Origin of the sequence: Streptosporangium vulgare (assembly GCF_042428775.1) — a bacterium.
Lineage (GTDB): Bacteria > Actinomycetota > Actinomycetes > Streptosporangiales > Streptosporangiaceae > Streptosporangium > Streptosporangium vulgare.
In genome coordinates this window covers 103,694-117,822 of record NZ_JBHMBS010000023.1, presented here as the reverse complement: position 1 = coordinate 117,822, position 14,129 = coordinate 103,694, and the positions used below count along the sequence as shown (strand labels likewise).

Genomic DNA, 14,129 nt, shown 5'->3' with positions numbered 1-14,129 from the left:
CCAAGGGGCGGCCGGTCAAAGAGCGGGTAATGAACCGGTCACGAATCAGTGCTTTCCGTGGACCTCGTCCTTGGCGCGCTTGATGGAACGGACGATCTCCTCTTCGGCCTCCACCCTGCCGACCCAGTTGGCGCCCTCGACCGACTTACCGGGCTCCAGATCCTTGTAGACCTCGAAGAAGTGCTGGATCTCCAGACGGTCGAACTCCGGCACGTGGTGGATGTCGCGGATGTGTTCCATCCGGGGGTCGGTGGCGGGGACGCACAGGACCTTGTCGTCGCCGCCCTTCTCGTCGGTCATGCGGAACATGCCGACCGCCCGGCACTTGATCAGACAGCCGGGGAAGGTCGGCTCCTGGAGCAGCACCAGGGCGTCGAGTGGATCACCGTCCTCGCCGAGCGTGTCTTCGATGAAGCCGTAGTCGGCGGGGTACTGCGTGGAGGTGAAGAGCATGCGGTCGAGCCTGATGCGGCCTGACTCGTGGTCCACCTCGTACTTGTTCCGTTGCCCCTTGGGAATCTCAACGAGAACGTCGAACTCCACCGCGGTTCCTCCACTCAGACCCCCGGGCACCCCCGGTTGGGCGTTAATGTCTCGTAGGCGATTTATGTCTTTTGGATACCGATGATGAGAGGACGACGACGAAATGCGGCGTGAGCGGTGGGTGGCCTTGGTCACTCTCGTCCTGCTGCAGATCTTCGTCGGCGCGGCCGGGGCACACCTGCTCACCAGCGATGTGCTGGTCGAGGGTGAGCCCGAGACGATCGTCGCGTCGGCCGAGCCGCCCCCCGTCCCGGTCATCACCGCGGGTCCGGTGCTGGCCGCGGGGGGGAACGGCCCTCTCCCCGCCAAGGGTACTTTGGCGGAGCGGCTGACCGAGGCGTTGGGTGACCCCGCCCTGGGGAGAAGTGTCGGCGCCGCGGTGCTCGACGCGGAGACGGGCGCCCTGCTGTTCGGCAGCGGCCCGGCCACGGGCATCACCCCCGCCTCCACCACCAAGGTCGTCACCGCGGTCGCCTCGATGGCCTCGCTGGGACCCGACGCGAGGCTGAGCACCCGCGTGGTGCGGGGGTCCTCGCCCGGCTCGATCATCCTCGTCGGCGGCGGCGACCCCACCCTCGCGAGCCCCAGGACGGCGGGGAGCCCGGTCTACCCCCGGCCCGCCTCGCTCGCCACCCTCGCCTCGCGTACCGCCAGGGCGCTCAAGGCGGCCGGGGTGTCCAAGGTGACGGTGGCCTACGACGACTTCCTCTACACCGGGCCGCGCACCGCCGCCACCTGGAAGCCCGGTTACGTCCCCGAGGGCAGCGTCGCCCCGGTCACGGCGCTCATGATCGACGAGGGCAGGGCCTCGCGGGGAAGTGACCAGCGGGTCTCCGACCCCTCCCGCGCGACGCACGCCGCGTTCGTGTCGCTGCTGTCGAAGTACGGCGTCACGGTCTCCAAGTCCGCCAGGCGGTCCAAGGCCCCGGCCGGTGCGCAGGAGCTCGCCCGGGTCGACTCCGCGCCCGTGTACGCCCTGGTCGAGCGGGCCCTCACGCTCAGCGACAACGACCTGTCGGAGGCGCTGGCCAGGCACGTGGCGATCAAGGAGGGGGAGCCCGCCTCCTTCGACGGCGGAGCCGCGGCCGTCGGCAAGGTGCTGACCAGGCTCGGCGCGGCGAAGGGGGTGCGGGTGTTCGACGGCAGCGGGCTGTCGCCGAAGAACCGCATCGCCCCCGAGGCGCTCGCCCGCCTGGTCTCGACGGCGGCCTCCCCGGCCAACCCCGGCCTGCACCCGATCATCAGCGGCATGCCGGTCGCCGGTTTCAGCGGCACCCTCGGGCACAGGTTCGGCAAGATCCACTCCGCCTACGGGCTGATCCGCGCCAAGACGGGCACCCTCGACGGGGTCAACACCCTGGCGGGCATGACCACCACGCGGGGCGGACGCCTGGTGACCTTCGCCTTCATGGCGGACAAGGTCCCGCCGGGCTGGGGCAAGGCGGAGGCGGCCCTCGACAGGCTCGCCGCCGCGGTCGCCGCGAGTTGATCACAGGTCGCGGGTGCGCGAGTCGGGGGGAGAGCACGTACGGTGGACGGTATGCAGGTGATCGATTGGGATCTTGCCGTAGCGACCGGAACGCGCCTGGTGCGCCCCGGGCCGCAAGTCAGCCGAGAGGAGGCCCGGCAGGCCGTCGCCGATTTACGGCGGCTCTCGCGAGAGGCCGAGGGGCACGTTCGCGAGTTCACCCGAATCGACACCGAGACCGCGCCGCAAACCGCGACCATCGTCGACAGGCCCGGCTGGATCAGGGCCAACCTCGACGGGTTCCGGGTGGTGCTGGAGCCGCTCATCGAGCGGATGTCCGCCCGCGGGAGCCAGGCACCGGCGATCGTGAGCGCGGTGGGCTCGCGTGTCACCGGCGTCGAGGTGGGTGCGGTGCTGGCCTTCCTCGCCTCCCGCGTCCTCGGGCAGTACGAGCTGTTCCTGCCGCCCGACCCGACCGGCCAGGCGCCCACGGGACGCCTCACCCTGGTCGCCCCCAACATCGTCCACGCCGAGCAGGAACTCAACGTCAACCCGCGTGACTTCCGCCTCTGGGTCTGCCTGCACGAGGAGACCCACCGGGTGCAGTTCACCGGCGTCCCCTGGCTGCGCGAGTACGTCAGGACGCAGACGACCGACTTCCTGCTCGCCTCCGACATCGACCTGCCCGCGCTGCTGGAGCGGCTCCGCTCGGCCGCCGGAACGTTCACCGACGTGGTCAGGGGTGGCGAGGGCAACCTGATCGACGCGATCCAGACGCCCGAGCAGAAGGTGATCCTCGACCGGCTCACCGCGGTGATGACCCTGGTCGAGGGGCACGGCGACCACGTCATGGACGCCGTCGGCCCCTCGGTGGTCCCCTCGGTCGCCGACATCCGCGCCAAGTTCCACCACCGCCGCGAGGGCGGTTCCCGTGTCGACCGCACGATCCGCAGGCTGCTCGGCCTCGACCTCAAGATGAAGCAGTACGCCGAGGGCTCGGCCTTCGTCCGCACGGTCGTGGGGCAGGTGGGCGTCGACGGTTTCAACAAGGTCTGGACCTCGCCGGAGACGCTCCCCACCCAGGTGGAGATCGCCAAGCCGGAGCGCTGGATCGCCAGGGTGATCGACACCCCGGCCATTCCCGAGGCCAACGGCACCATCGGCTGACCGGTCCGGCCGGGCGACCCGATAGGTCGGGCCGCCCGGCCGATCGTGTCGACCGCGCCGATCGTGCTGATCGCGTCGTCCCCGCCGGGCCCGCTGACCGCACCGCTCCCGCCGCTCCGTCGCTCCAGCCGATCCGGCCGCCCCGCGGCTCCAGCCGATCCGGCTGACCTCGCCGACTTCGCCGGCCTCACCGGCCGCGAACGGGGTGGTCGTGCCACCATCCCCTCCGAGGCCGGACAATGGCGGGCATGGGTCCGCATCCCGCCGTCGCCGACGTACGGCGCGCCGTACGGCTCGCACTGGGTGACCTGGAGCCGGGCGCCCTCGTGCTCGCCGCGTGCAGCGGCGGCGCCGACTCCCTGGCCCTGGCCGCCGCGCTGGGCTTCACGGCGCCCCGCGCCGGGCTCCGCGCCGGTCTGCTCAGCGTCGACCACGGCCTGCAGGAGGGGTCGGGCGACCGCGCGGGCGACGTCGTGCGGCTCGCGCCCGGCCTGGGGCTCGACCTCGCCGAGGCGCTGCCCGTCTCCGTCGGCACCTCGGGAGGGCCGGAGGCGGCGGCGAGACAGGCCAGGTACGCGGCCCTGTCCGGGGCGGCGGAGCGTCTCGGGGCGGCGGCCGTGCTGCTCGGGCACACCAGGGACGACCAGGCGGAGACCGTGCTGCTCGGGCTGGCCAGGGGGAGCGGCCCCCGGTCGCTGGCCGGGATGCCCGCGCGGGCCGGAATCTACCGGCGGCCGCTGCTGGAGCTCGGACGCGCGACGACCGTGGCGGCCTGTGCGGCGCTCGGCCTGACCCCGTGGGACGACCCGCACAACCTCGACCCCCGGTACACCCGGGTCCGGGTCCGCGAGCGGCTGCTGCCCGCCCTGGAGGACGAGCTCGGCCCCGGCGTCGCCGAGGCGCTCGCCAGGACCGCGTCCCTGTGCCGCGACGACGCCGACGCGCTGGACGCCTGGGCCGGGGAGGTCTACGCCCGCGTCGCCGTACGGGATTGCGCTCTTAGCGATATCAGCACGGTGACGGTGGCCGTACGGGACCTGGAGGGGCTTCCGGCCGCCGTGCGGCGGAGGGTGCTGCGGAGGGCGGCGATCGACGCGGGGTCGCCGCCGGGCACGCTCGCGGCCTCGCACGTCCTGCAGGTCGACCGTCTGGTCACGGCGTGGCGGGGGCAGCGGCGCGTAGAGGTGCCCGGGGGGGTGGGCGCGGTCCGGCGGTATGACACCCTGATACTCGCCAGACAGCCAGCCAGCCCCGTTTCGTAAGGAAAATCCCAGGTGGACGCAGCCGATATGGGCAGGGACCTCTCGAAGGTCCTCATTCCCGAGGAAGAGCTCCAGGCCAAGATCAAGGAGCTCGCGAGCCGGATCGACGAGGACTACGCGGGCGAGGACCTGCTGATCGTGGGCGTGCTCAAGGGCGCGGTCATGGTGATGGCGGACCTGGCGAGGGCACTGCGCCTGCCCGTGCAGATGGACTGGATGGCCGTCTCCTCCTATGGGGCGGGCACCAGGTCGTCGGGCGTCGTGCGCGTGCTCAAGGACCTCGACACCGACATCGCCGGACGCCACGTGCTCGTCGTCGAGGACATCATCGACTCCGGCCTGACCCTGTCGTGGCTGGTCCACAACCTGAAGTCGCGCAACCCGGCCTCGGTGGAGATCTGCGCCGCGCTGCGCAAACCGGACGCGATCAAGGTGCCGATCGACGTGAAGTACATCGGTTTCGACATCCCCAACGAGTTCGTGATCGGTTACGGCCTCGACTACGCCGAGCGCTACCGCAATCTTCCCTTCATCGGAACTCTCGCCCCCCACGTATACGGAGCGGGCTGAAAAGTACGCCCTGCGCGAAGTGAGCCCTTCACAAACGCGACATTGCCCATAGCGGCGGGGAACACGGACCTACCTGACGTACGTTGGTAGGGCAAAGCCGGTCTGTCCGCGCGGTGACCCCGCGCGCCACGCCGGTGTACCTTCGGACAACCGAAGAGGTGGCCTCCCGCCGTCTCTGGGTAGTCAGTTGGAGCGGTTAGGGATACCGCGAACCCCGGGTTCGCCCGGGGTTGCCAGGCTCTGGTCAGGAAGGGACGGGCCCGCCGGGGTTCCGCATCGGATGGATCTCAAGCGATTTACACGTGGGCCACTGCTGTGGATCCTGGGCATCGTCGTTCTGCTTCTTCTCGTCACCACGATGTGGGGCGGTGAGGGCAACTTCGAGAGGCGCGACACCTCCCAGATCATCAGCTGGATCGACGAGGGCAAGGTCTCCAACGCCAAGATCATCGACAAGGACCAGCGCATCGAGGTCACTCTGACCGACAAGAAGCGCTACTACTCCTCGTGGGTGACGGGCCAGGGCGTGCAGCTCGCCGACAGGCTCCAGACGGCCAAGGCGGCCAACAAGCTGCCCGGCGGATACAACGTCGACGTGCCCAAGGAGAACTTCCTCCTCGGGCTCCTGGTGAGCTTCCTGCCGATCGTTCTCATCGTGCTGTTCTTCCTGTTCATCATGAACCAGATGCAGGGCGGCGGCTCCCGGGTGATGAACTTCGGCAAGTCGAAGGCGAAGCTCATCACCAAGGACACCCCGAAGACCACTTTCGCCGACGTCGCGGGTGCCGACGAGGCCATCGAGGAGCTCCAGGAGATCAAGGAGTTCCTGCAGGCCCCGGCGAAGTTCCAGGCGATCGGCGCCAAGATCCCCAAGGGCGTCCTGCTCTACGGCCCGCCCGGAACCGGCAAGACCCTGCTCGCCAGGGCCGTCGCCGGTGAGGCCGGGGTGCCGTTCTACTCCATCTCCGGTTCCGACTTCGTGGAGATGTTCGTCGGTGTCGGCGCCTCCCGGGTCCGCGACCTGTTCGAGCAGGCCAAGGCGAACGCTCCGGCGATCATCTTCATCGACGAGATCGACGCGGTGGGCCGCCACCGCGGCGCCGGTCTCGGCGGCGGCCACGACGAGCGCGAGCAGACGCTGAACCAGCTCCTCGTCGAGATGGACGGCTTCGACGTCAAGGGCGGCGTGATCCTGATCGCCGCGACCAACCGGCCCGACATCCTCGACCCGGCGCTGCTGCGTCCCGGTCGTTTCGACCGCCAGGTCACCGTCGACCGCCCGGACCTCGAGGGCCGCAAGGGCATCCTCAAGGTGCACGGCCGCGGCAAGCCCTTCGCCGAGGGCGTCGACCTCGACATCATCGCCCGCCGGACGCCCGGTTTCACCGGTGCCGACCTGGCCAACGTGATCAACGAGGCCGCGCTGCTCACCGCGCGGGCCGACCAGAAGCTGATCACGATGGAGCTGCTCGAAGAGTCCATCGACCGCGTGATGGCCGGTCCCGAGCGCAAGTCCCGCGTCATGTCGGACCAGGAAAAGAAGATCATCGCGTACCACGAGGGCGGGCACGCCCTGGTCGCGCACGCGCTGCCCAACTCCGACCCGGTCCACAAGATCACGATCCTGTCCCGCGGACGCGCCCTCGGTTACACGATGACGCTGCCGATGGAGGACAAGTTCCTCGCGACCCGCTCGGAGATGCTGGACCAGCTCGCGATGCTCCTCGGTGGCCGTACGGCGGAGGAGCTCGTCTTCCACGAGCCCACCACCGGTGCCTCCAACGACATCGAGAAGGCCACCTCCATCGCCCGCCGCATGGTCACCGAGTACGGCATGAGCGAGCAGCTCGGCGCCCGCAAGTTCGGCAGCGGCAACGGCGAGGTCTTCCTCGGCCGTGAGATGGGCCACGAGCGCGACTACTCCGAGAAGATCGCCTCAACGATCGACGAGGAGGTCCGCCGCCTCATCGAGTCCGGCCACGACCAGGCCTGGGAGATCCTCGTCGAGTACCGCGACGTGCTCGACAACCTGGTGCTGGAGCTGATGGAGAAGGAGACCCTCTCCCGCGACCAGGTGCTGCAGATCTTCGCCCCGGTCGTCGTCAAGGAGAAGAGGCCCTCCTACTCCGGCTACGGCAAGCGGCTGCCCTCCAACCGCCCGCCGATCCTGTCCCGCAAGGAGCAGTCCGGCAACGGCGCGCTCCCCACGGGCGAGGCCGGTGGCAACGGCGCCCTTCCGGCGGGGACGGGTCACCCCGACGCCTCGCCCAAGGACGTGAACTGAGCGTGGGGGGTGCCAAGCCGCTCCAGGTCGACGCGGCCCGGCTGGAAAGTGCCGTTCGGGAGATCCTCATCGCCATCGGCGAGGATCCCGACCGCGACGGCCTCCGCGACACCCCCGCCCGCGTCGCCCGCGCCTACGCGGAGCAGTTCGCCGGGCTGGGGCAGACCCCGGAGGACGTCCTGACCACGGTCTTCGACGTCGACCACGACGAGATGGTGCTCGTCCGCGACATCGAGGTCTACTCGACCTGCGAGCACCACCTCGTGCCGTTCCACGGCGTCGCCCACGTCGGCTACATCCCGAACGCGAAGGGGCAGGTCACCGGCCTGTCCAAGCTCGCCCGCCTCGTCGACGTGTACGCCAGGCGCCCCCAGGTGCAGGAGAGGATGACCTCCCAGATCGCCGACGCGCTCATGAGCGTGCTGGAGCCGCGGGGGGTCATCGTGGTGATCGAGTGCGAGCACCTCTGCATGACCATGCGGGGGGTCCGCAAGCCGGGTGCCAAGACGATCACCTCGGCCGTGCGCGGGGACTTCCGCAACAGCGACAAGACCCGCGCCGAGGCGATGGCCCTCATCATCCGCTGAGTCCTGTGGATCCCCTGAATCCCCTGATTCGCCGGATCCGCAGGAGCGCCTTCCCGCGTGCTTTCGAGAGCCCGTACGAACAAGACCCCGCCCGGACCGCCGATCGGCGACCCGAGCGGGGTTCTCGCGTTGTCAGGGGAGCGGAGGGCCGTGACCGGGTGATGACCGGGCCGTGACCGGGGGCCGGGTCCGTGGCCGGACAGGTGACCGGACCGGCGATCGGGTCGGCTCTTGCCGGTGGCCGGGAAAGGCCGGTGGCCGGGAAGGGCTGTGGGGCGGGGAAAGTTCCCCAAGCCGACCTTGGCCGGGCTAATATCGCCACACCCGGCGCTGATACCGCCATACCCGGCAGGGCCGGGCGCCCCGATCGGTCCTCTCCGGCTCCCGGATCGAGACGGCCACGCCCGTGGGTCCCGCGGGGCCGCCGGCTCCGAGTGATCCCGTGGAGCAGCCGACTCCGAGTGGAGGAGAACGCATGCCAGCCAGACGTCCCGGGCGGGACGCCGACCGAGGGCCGTCCGCCCTGTGACGGGTGTGCGGATTCGTTATGGCGCAAGCCGGACCCACGAGACGGGCGTACGGTGCGCAACGCCTAGGCTTGTCGCCATGACTACGTGGAGTGTGCCCGGGCTGCCGGACGCGGGCCGGTGCCTCGTGATGGGCGTGGTCAACGTGACTCCCGACTCCTTCTCCGACGGCGGCAGGTGGTTCGACCCGGCGGTGGCCGTGCGTCACGGCCTGGAGCTGGTGGAGCAGGGCGCCGACATCGTCGACGTGGGCGGCGAGTCCACCAGGCCCGGCGCCGCGCGGGTGCCCCTGGAGGAGGAGCTGGCCAGGGTCGAGCCGGTCATCCGGGAGCTGAGCCGCGAGGGCGTCACCGTCAGCGTCGACACCATGCGGGCCGAGGTCGCCCAGATGGCCGTGGAGGCCGGGGCGAAACTGGTCAACGACGTCAGCGGAGGGCTGGCCGACCCGGCGATGCCGAGGGTCGTGGCCGCCTCGGGCGTGCCGTACGTGGTGATGCACTGGCGGGGGCACAGCCACGCCATGGAGCGCAGGGCCGTGTACGGCGACGTGGTGACCGAGGTGCGCGAGGAGCTCGCCAAACGGGTCGCCTCCGTGCTGGCCGAGGGGGTGGCGGAGGAGCAGATCGTGCTCGACCCGGGGCTGGGCTTTTCCAAGAACCCCGAGCACAACTGGGCGCTGATCGCGGGCATCGACAGGCTCGGAGAGCTGGGTTACCCGCTGCTCGTCGGAGCCTCGCGGAAACGCTTCCTGGGTCGCCTCCTGGCCGACCCGGAGGGCGTGCCGCGCCCTTTCAGTCGTAGTGACGATGCCACGCTCGCCGTGACCGCGCTCGCCGCGCAGGCGGGGGCCTGGTGCGTGCGCGTGCACGACGTCCGTCCGAACGCGGACGCCGTCCGTGTGGCTGCCGCAGTTCAGGGAGCGAGATCATGAGCGTCGACACCACCGCCGTCGAGACGGTCAACCAGGCGTTCTACACCGCCATCGAGGACGCCGACCTCGACCGGATGACCGAGATCTGGGCCGAGGACATCGAGGGCGAGCAGGTGAGCTGCGTCCACCCCGGCTGGCCGATCGTGAACGGCCGGCAGGAGGTGCTGCGCTCCTGGGCGCTCATCATGGCCAACACGCCCTACATCCAGTTCGTGCTGACCGACGTCCGCGTCATGGTCCTGGGCGACGTCGCCATCCTCACCTGTGAGGAGAACATCCTCACGGCGGGCGACGAAGGTGATTCCAGCTTCGCGGCGGGCAAGGTGGTCGCGAGCAACACCTTCGTGCGGACGTCGGCGGGGTGGCGGCTCTGGCTGCACCACGGCTCACCCGTGCTGCAGGGAGACGACGAGGACGAGGAAGAGGAAACCGCGTGAGCGAGCGCACCGGTGAACGGTCCGGCGGGGGTGGCGGTCACCCGGTGGCCGGGAGGCGGCCCGCCGGCAACGGCGATTTCGTGGTGGACGAGCGGCCCGGCGGGCGCGGCGACTCCGCGGAGGGCGCGAGGCCGGCCGGTGACGGACTCAGGGCCGGTGACGGACTCAGGGCCGGTGACGGCTCCAAGACCGGTGACGGCCCCGGATTCAGTGACGCATCCGGGGGCCGTGACGAGACGCCCCTGCGGATCGACGACGGCGTCAGCGACCTGATCGGAGATCCGGCCGACGAGCCGGTCGGGGGCCCGGCGGGCGGCCGGTTGCCGGACCTGCTGGACGACCTGGCTCTGGGCCCGGCCAGGGAGGTGGCGTACGGCCTGCCACCGGGCGGGTTCGTCAGGACCGCCACCGACCGGATCAGCCTGAAGGGGCTGCGGGTGCACGGGCGGCACGGCGTGCTGGCGGCCGAGCGGGAGCTCGGCCAGGAGTTCGTCGTCGACGTCACCCTGTTCCTCGACACGGCACCGGCGGCGGCCGGTGACGACCTCACCAGGACCGTCCACTACGGCGAGCTCGCCGAGGACCTGGCGGGGGTCGTGGGAGGCGAGCCGGTCGACCTGATCGAGACCCTCGCCCAGCGGCTGGCCGACGTCTGCCTGGCCCGCGAGCTCGTCCAGGTGGCGGAGGTGAGCGTGCACAAGCCCGCCGCGCCGATCCCGCTGCCGTTCGACGACGTGATCGTGACGATCACCCGGGGCCGGGCATGAGGGTGGTCCTGGCGCTCGGCAGCAATCTGGGCGACCGGTTCGACACCCTGCGGGGCGCGCTCGACGCCCTCTTCGAGAAGCCGGACCTCACGTTCGTCGCGGTGTCGCCGGTCTACGAGACCGACCCGGTCGGCGGCCCGGAACAGGGCGCCTACCTCAACGCGGTGGTGATCGCCGAGAGCGCGCTGGAACCTCGGGCGCTCCTCGATCGTGCTCAAGGTGTGGAGAACGCCTTCGGCAGAGTCCGGGTGGAGCGCTGGGGAGCGCGCACCCTGGACATCGACCTGATCACCGTGGGGGACGCCGTGATGGACGACCCCGACCTCACCCTGCCGCACCCCAGGGCGCACGAGCGCGCGTTCGTGCTGGTCCCCTGGGTGCGGGCCGACCCCGGCGCCGTCCTCTCCGGGCGCCGGGTGGCCGACCTGCTGGCCGGTCTCGACCAGGGCTACGTACGGCCGCGCCCCGACCTGACCCTCCAGAGGCCCGTGTGAAGCCAACCCGTCCCGGTGTGCTCATCGGGATCTTTCTCGTGTTCGCGATCCTCACCTGGGGGCTTCTCAAGCCGCTCTACTCGGATCTGCCGACCGTGCCGTGGACGGCGATCCCGACGGTGCTGCTGCTGGCGATCGGCGAGTTCTACAGCGGGTGGATGACGAAGGCCAGGATCGAGCGCAAGCCCGACACCAAGCCCGTCGAGCCCCTCGCCGTGGCCCGTCTGGCCGCCCTGGCCAAGGCCTCGGCGTACGGCGGGGCGATCTTCGGCGGGGGCTTCGCCGGGTTCACCCTCTACACGGTGGAGCTGCTGGAGCAGGAGGTCCCGCGCCGCGACTTCTTCATCACCGGAGGATCGCTGCTGGTGTGCGTGCTGCTGATCTGCTCGGCCCTGTACCTGGAGCACTGCTGCAAGGTGCCCAGGGACTCCTCGGACGACGATCGCTGAGGTGCCGCGCCCGGCGGTCGGCCCCGCCCCGGTCCGCCCGGCGTCGCCCCCGCCCCGGCCCAGCCCATCCGGCGGTGGGCCCGCCTCGCCGTCTGTCGCCGAGGTCCCGCCGTCCGCCGTCGGGATGTCGCGCTAGCCCCGCCGCCTCGTCGTCCACTTGCGTCCGAAGAGCATGATGACCGGGAGCGTGCAGACCAGCGCCCCGGCGACGGCCAGGGGGCGCTCCAGCCACCAGAACAGGTCCGGCCGCACCCCCTCGCCGGGCCCGCCGCCCGCCACCCACCAGGTCAGCGCCACCCAGATCGCCATCCCGGTCGTGTGGAACAGGAACAGCGGGAGCGCGAACCGGTTCACCGTCTCGTTCACGCGCTGCCACCTGGGACGTTCGAGCAGGCGTTCCATGGACGGCCTCAGCACCTCCACCAGGCCGATCTGGAAGATCAGGAGCGCCACGATGACGAAGGTGGGCGGCGCCATGTTGGAGAGCTTGTCGCCGGGAACGCCCACCATCGAACCCGGGTAGATGCCCGAGTAGACCAGGCCGAAGAGGGCGAACAGCCCGGTCCACAGGATGGCGACGTCGAAGCGGCGGGGAAGCGCCACCACCCTGTCGTAGAAGAAACCGGCCTGGTGGGCCAGTCCCCAGACGATGATCATGTTGAGCCAGCCCACGGCCTCGTACCCGTAGCGCAGCCGCAGCACGTCGACGACGAGCGCCGCCCCCGCCAGCCAGATCAGGGCCAGCACGTCGTAGTGCCGGTGCAGCCAGAGCGAGATCGGGAGCAGGGCGATCAGCACGAGGTAGACGCCGATGAACCAGAGCGGGCTGATGACGAGCAGGACCACGCGGTCCATCCACTCGATCCCGAACGCCCACGCCACGAGCACGCCGAACACGATCCAGGTCGCGGTCAGCGCCAGCGCGGGGATCGCGAGGCCCCGGATGCGCCGCGACACGAAGGTGCCGATGCCGACCCCGCGCTCGCAGGCCCGGTTCCACGACAGCAGGTGGACGTATCCGCCCACGTAGAAGAAGAGCGGCAGCACCTGAAGCAACCACGTCAGGATCCACAGCCCGGAGGTGAAGCCCAGCGGGCTCGTCGGCGAGGGGCCGTCGGGGCCCCACTGCAGGATCGTGAACGCCCAGTGCCAGACGACCACGACGATCAGGCTGAACGCGCGCAGCCAGTCGACGTACCGGTCCCGCCGCGGCCCGTCCGCGACCCCGGAAGCTCCGGACGACCCGGGATCCGGGGCCGCGGTGGTTCCGGCGCAAGGGGTCTCGGCGGCCCCCGGGACGGGAGTGGCGAGGGGGACGGAGGGGGAGATGGGGACGGAGGGGGAGATGGGGACGGAGGGGGAGACGAGGGCGGAGGGCGTGGGGGGTGCCGAAGGGGCCGCGGGAGTCGCCCTCTCCTGGTCCTCACCGGGTTCGATCATGCGGTTCCAACCGTGCCTTACTTGTCGATGTCGCCGACGACGAAGAACATCGAGCCCAGGATGGCCACCATGTCCGCGACGAGGTGGCCGGGAAGCATCTCGCGCAGCACCTGGACGTTGTTGAAGGAGGCCGAGCGGAGCTTCATCCGCCACGGCGTCTTCTCCCCGCGCGAGACCAGGTAGTAGCCGTTCAGGCCGAGCGGGCTCTCCGTCCAGGCGTAGGTGTGGCCCTCGGGAACCTTCAGCACCTTGGGCAGACGCTGGTTGACCGGCCCCGGAGGCAGGTCGAGGAGCCTTTCCACGCAGGCGTCCGCGAGGTCGAGGGAGACCTTCACCTGCTCCAGCAGCACCTCGAAGCGGGCGTGGCAGTCTCCGGCCGACCGGGTGACGACCTTCACCGGCAGCTCGCCGTAGGCGAGGTACGGCTCGTCCCTGCGCAGGTCGACGTCGACGCCTGAGGCGCGGGCGATGGGGCCGCTCACGCCGTACTGCATCACCGTCTCGCGGTCGAGGACGCCCACCCCGCGCGTACGGGCGAGGAAGATCTCGTTCCCGACGATCAGGTTCTCGATGTCGGGCAGCCGCCGCCGCACGTCGGCCACGGCCTGGGCGACCCGGCCCGTCCACCCCTCGGGGATCTCCTCCTTGAGGCCGCCGACCCGGTTGAACATGTAGTGCATGCGCCCGCCGGAGATCTCCTCCATCACGGCCTGGAGGGTCTCGCGCTCCCGGAACGCGTAGAAGACCGGGGTGATCGCGCCCAGCTCCAGCGGGTAGGAGCCGAGGAACATCAGGTGGCTGAGCACCCGGTTGAGCTCGGCCATCAGCGTGCGCGTCCAGACCGCCCTGACCGGCACCTCCATGCCGAGCATCCGCTCCACCGCGAGCACGACGCCCAGCTCGTTGGCGAACGCCGACAGCCAGTCGTGCCGGTTGGCCAGCACGATGATCTGCCGGTAGTCGCGCACCTCGAAGAGCTTCTCCGCGCCCCGGTGCATGTAGCCCACGACCGGCTCGGCCGAGCTGATCCGCTCGCCGTCCAGGGTGAGGCGCAGCCGCAGCACACCGTGCGTGGACGGGTGCTGCGGGCCGATGTTGAGGATCATGTCCTCGGTCGCGAGCTCCTTGCCGTGCGCCCCCCGCACGGCCTCGGCTCCCGCCCCCATTCCCACGCTCAGCTCGCGGGGCGCGCCTTCAGTCATA

General features: G+C 70.6%; 14 protein-coding genes. 11 read left to right on the top strand and 3 right to left on the bottom strand.

Going from position 1 to position 14,129, the window contains the following annotated elements:
* Positions 1–45 precede the first annotated feature (45 nt).
* Positions 46–543, bottom strand: a complete 498-nt coding sequence (locus tag ACFFRH_RS34015; protein WP_329087576.1) for an inorganic diphosphatase — start codon at positions 541–543, stop codon at positions 46–48.
* Between the two features lie 121 nt (positions 544–664).
* Between ACFFRH_RS34015 and dacB the strand changes: the two genes are divergently transcribed.
* The 11 genes from dacB to ACFFRH_RS33960 all read left to right on the top strand — a co-directional run bounded on the left by dacB (position 665) and on the right by ACFFRH_RS33960 (position 11,486).
* Positions 665–2,032 (top strand): D-alanyl-D-alanine carboxypeptidase/D-alanyl-D-alanine endopeptidase, encoded by a 1,368-nt coding sequence (gene dacB, locus ACFFRH_RS34010; protein ID WP_386161497.1) that lies wholly within the window; start codon positions 665–667, stop codon positions 2,030–2,032.
* 51 nt (positions 2,033–2,083) lie between these two features.
* Complete coding sequence (locus tag ACFFRH_RS34005) at positions 2,084–3,178, top strand: Rv3626c family coenzyme F420 biosynthesis-associated protein (RefSeq protein WP_386161495.1); 1,095 nt, start codon at positions 2,084–2,086, stop codon at positions 3,176–3,178.
* A 248-nt stretch (positions 3,179–3,426) separates the two neighbouring features.
* Entirely contained in the window at positions 3,427–4,440 is a 1,014-nt protein-coding gene (gene tilS, locus ACFFRH_RS34000) for a tRNA lysidine(34) synthetase TilS (protein ID WP_386161493.1), read from the top strand.
* Positions 4,441–4,452: 12 nt separating this feature from the next.
* Positions 4,453–5,010: a hypoxanthine phosphoribosyltransferase gene (gene hpt / locus ACFFRH_RS33995; RefSeq protein ID WP_386161492.1), complete on the top strand. Its 558-nt coding sequence runs from the start codon at positions 4,453–4,455 to the stop codon at positions 5,008–5,010.
* Between the two features lie 280 nt (positions 5,011–5,290).
* On the top strand, positions 5,291–7,294 hold the full coding sequence (gene ftsH / locus ACFFRH_RS33990; protein ID WP_386161490.1) for an ATP-dependent zinc metalloprotease FtsH: 2,004 nt from the start codon (positions 5,291–5,293) through the stop codon (positions 7,292–7,294).
* Positions 7,291–7,881 (top strand): GTP cyclohydrolase I FolE, encoded by a 591-nt coding sequence (folE, locus tag ACFFRH_RS33985; RefSeq protein ID WP_386161508.1) that lies wholly within the window; start codon positions 7,291–7,293, stop codon positions 7,879–7,881. The genes ftsH and folE overlap by 4 nt, the downstream gene beginning before the upstream one ends.
* A 606-nt stretch (positions 7,882–8,487) precedes the next feature.
* Entirely contained in the window at positions 8,488–9,339 is an 852-nt protein-coding gene (gene folP, locus ACFFRH_RS33980) for a dihydropteroate synthase (RefSeq protein ID WP_386161488.1), read from the top strand.
* Positions 9,336–9,776: a nuclear transport factor 2 family protein gene (locus tag ACFFRH_RS33975; RefSeq protein WP_329087560.1), complete on the top strand. Its 441-nt coding sequence runs from the start codon at positions 9,336–9,338 to the stop codon at positions 9,774–9,776. The genes folP and ACFFRH_RS33975 overlap by 4 nt, the downstream gene beginning before the upstream one ends.
* Before the next feature lie 377 nt (positions 9,777–10,153).
* Positions 10,154–10,543 (top strand): dihydroneopterin aldolase, encoded by a 390-nt coding sequence (gene folB, locus ACFFRH_RS33970; protein ID WP_344744062.1) that lies wholly within the window; start codon positions 10,154–10,156, stop codon positions 10,541–10,543.
* Positions 10,540–11,037 (top strand): 2-amino-4-hydroxy-6-hydroxymethyldihydropteridine diphosphokinase, encoded by a 498-nt coding sequence (gene folK, locus ACFFRH_RS33965; RefSeq protein ID WP_344743992.1) that lies wholly within the window; start codon positions 10,540–10,542, stop codon positions 11,035–11,037. Before folB ends, folK begins: the two co-directional genes overlap by 4 nt.
* Positions 11,034–11,486, top strand: a complete 453-nt coding sequence (locus ACFFRH_RS33960) for a DUF3180 domain-containing protein (RefSeq protein WP_344743993.1) — start codon at positions 11,034–11,036, stop codon at positions 11,484–11,486. The genes folK and ACFFRH_RS33960 overlap by 4 nt, the downstream gene beginning before the upstream one ends.
* A 132-nt stretch (positions 11,487–11,618) precedes the next feature.
* Here ACFFRH_RS33960 and ACFFRH_RS33955 read toward each other — a convergent pair whose 3' ends face one another.
* A complete protein-coding gene (locus ACFFRH_RS33955; RefSeq protein ID WP_344743994.1) occupies positions 11,619–12,926 on the bottom strand; it encodes an acyltransferase family protein in 1,308 nt (435 codons plus the stop codon).
* Positions 12,927–12,943: 17 nt separating this feature from the next.
* The gene (locus ACFFRH_RS33950; RefSeq protein ID WP_344743995.1) at positions 12,944–14,128 is read right to left on the bottom strand and encodes an NADH-quinone oxidoreductase subunit D; all 1,185 of its coding nucleotides are present in this window, start codon (positions 14,126–14,128) and stop codon (positions 12,944–12,946) included.
* Position 14,129: the final 1 nt, after the last annotated feature.

What these genes read in the sequence shown, in the direction of transcription:
- folK (WP_344743992.1), top strand. Translation starts at nt 10,540, where the DNA reads ATGAGGGTGGTCCTGGCGCTCGGCAGCAATCTGGGCGACCGGTTCGAC.
- ACFFRH_RS33955 (WP_344743994.1), bottom strand. Translation starts at nt 12,926, where the DNA reads ATGATCGAACCCGGTGAGGACCAGGAGAGGGCGACTCCCGCGGCCCCT.
- ftsH (WP_386161490.1), top strand. Translation starts at nt 5,291, where the DNA reads ATGGATCTCAAGCGATTTACACGTGGGCCACTGCTGTGGATCCTGGGC.
- folP (WP_386161488.1), top strand. Translation starts at nt 8,488, where the DNA reads ATGACTACGTGGAGTGTGCCCGGGCTGCCGGACGCGGGCCGGTGCCTC.
- ACFFRH_RS34005 (WP_386161495.1), top strand. Translation starts at nt 2,084, where the DNA reads ATGCAGGTGATCGATTGGGATCTTGCCGTAGCGACCGGAACGCGCCTG.
- ACFFRH_RS33950 (WP_344743995.1), bottom strand. Translation starts at nt 14,128, where the DNA reads ATGACTGAAGGCGCGCCCCGCGAGCTGAGCGTGGGAATGGGGGCGGGA.
- tilS (WP_386161493.1), top strand. Translation starts at nt 3,427, where the DNA reads ATGGGTCCGCATCCCGCCGTCGCCGACGTACGGCGCGCCGTACGGCTC.
- ACFFRH_RS33975 (WP_329087560.1), top strand. Translation starts at nt 9,336, where the DNA reads ATGAGCGTCGACACCACCGCCGTCGAGACGGTCAACCAGGCGTTCTAC.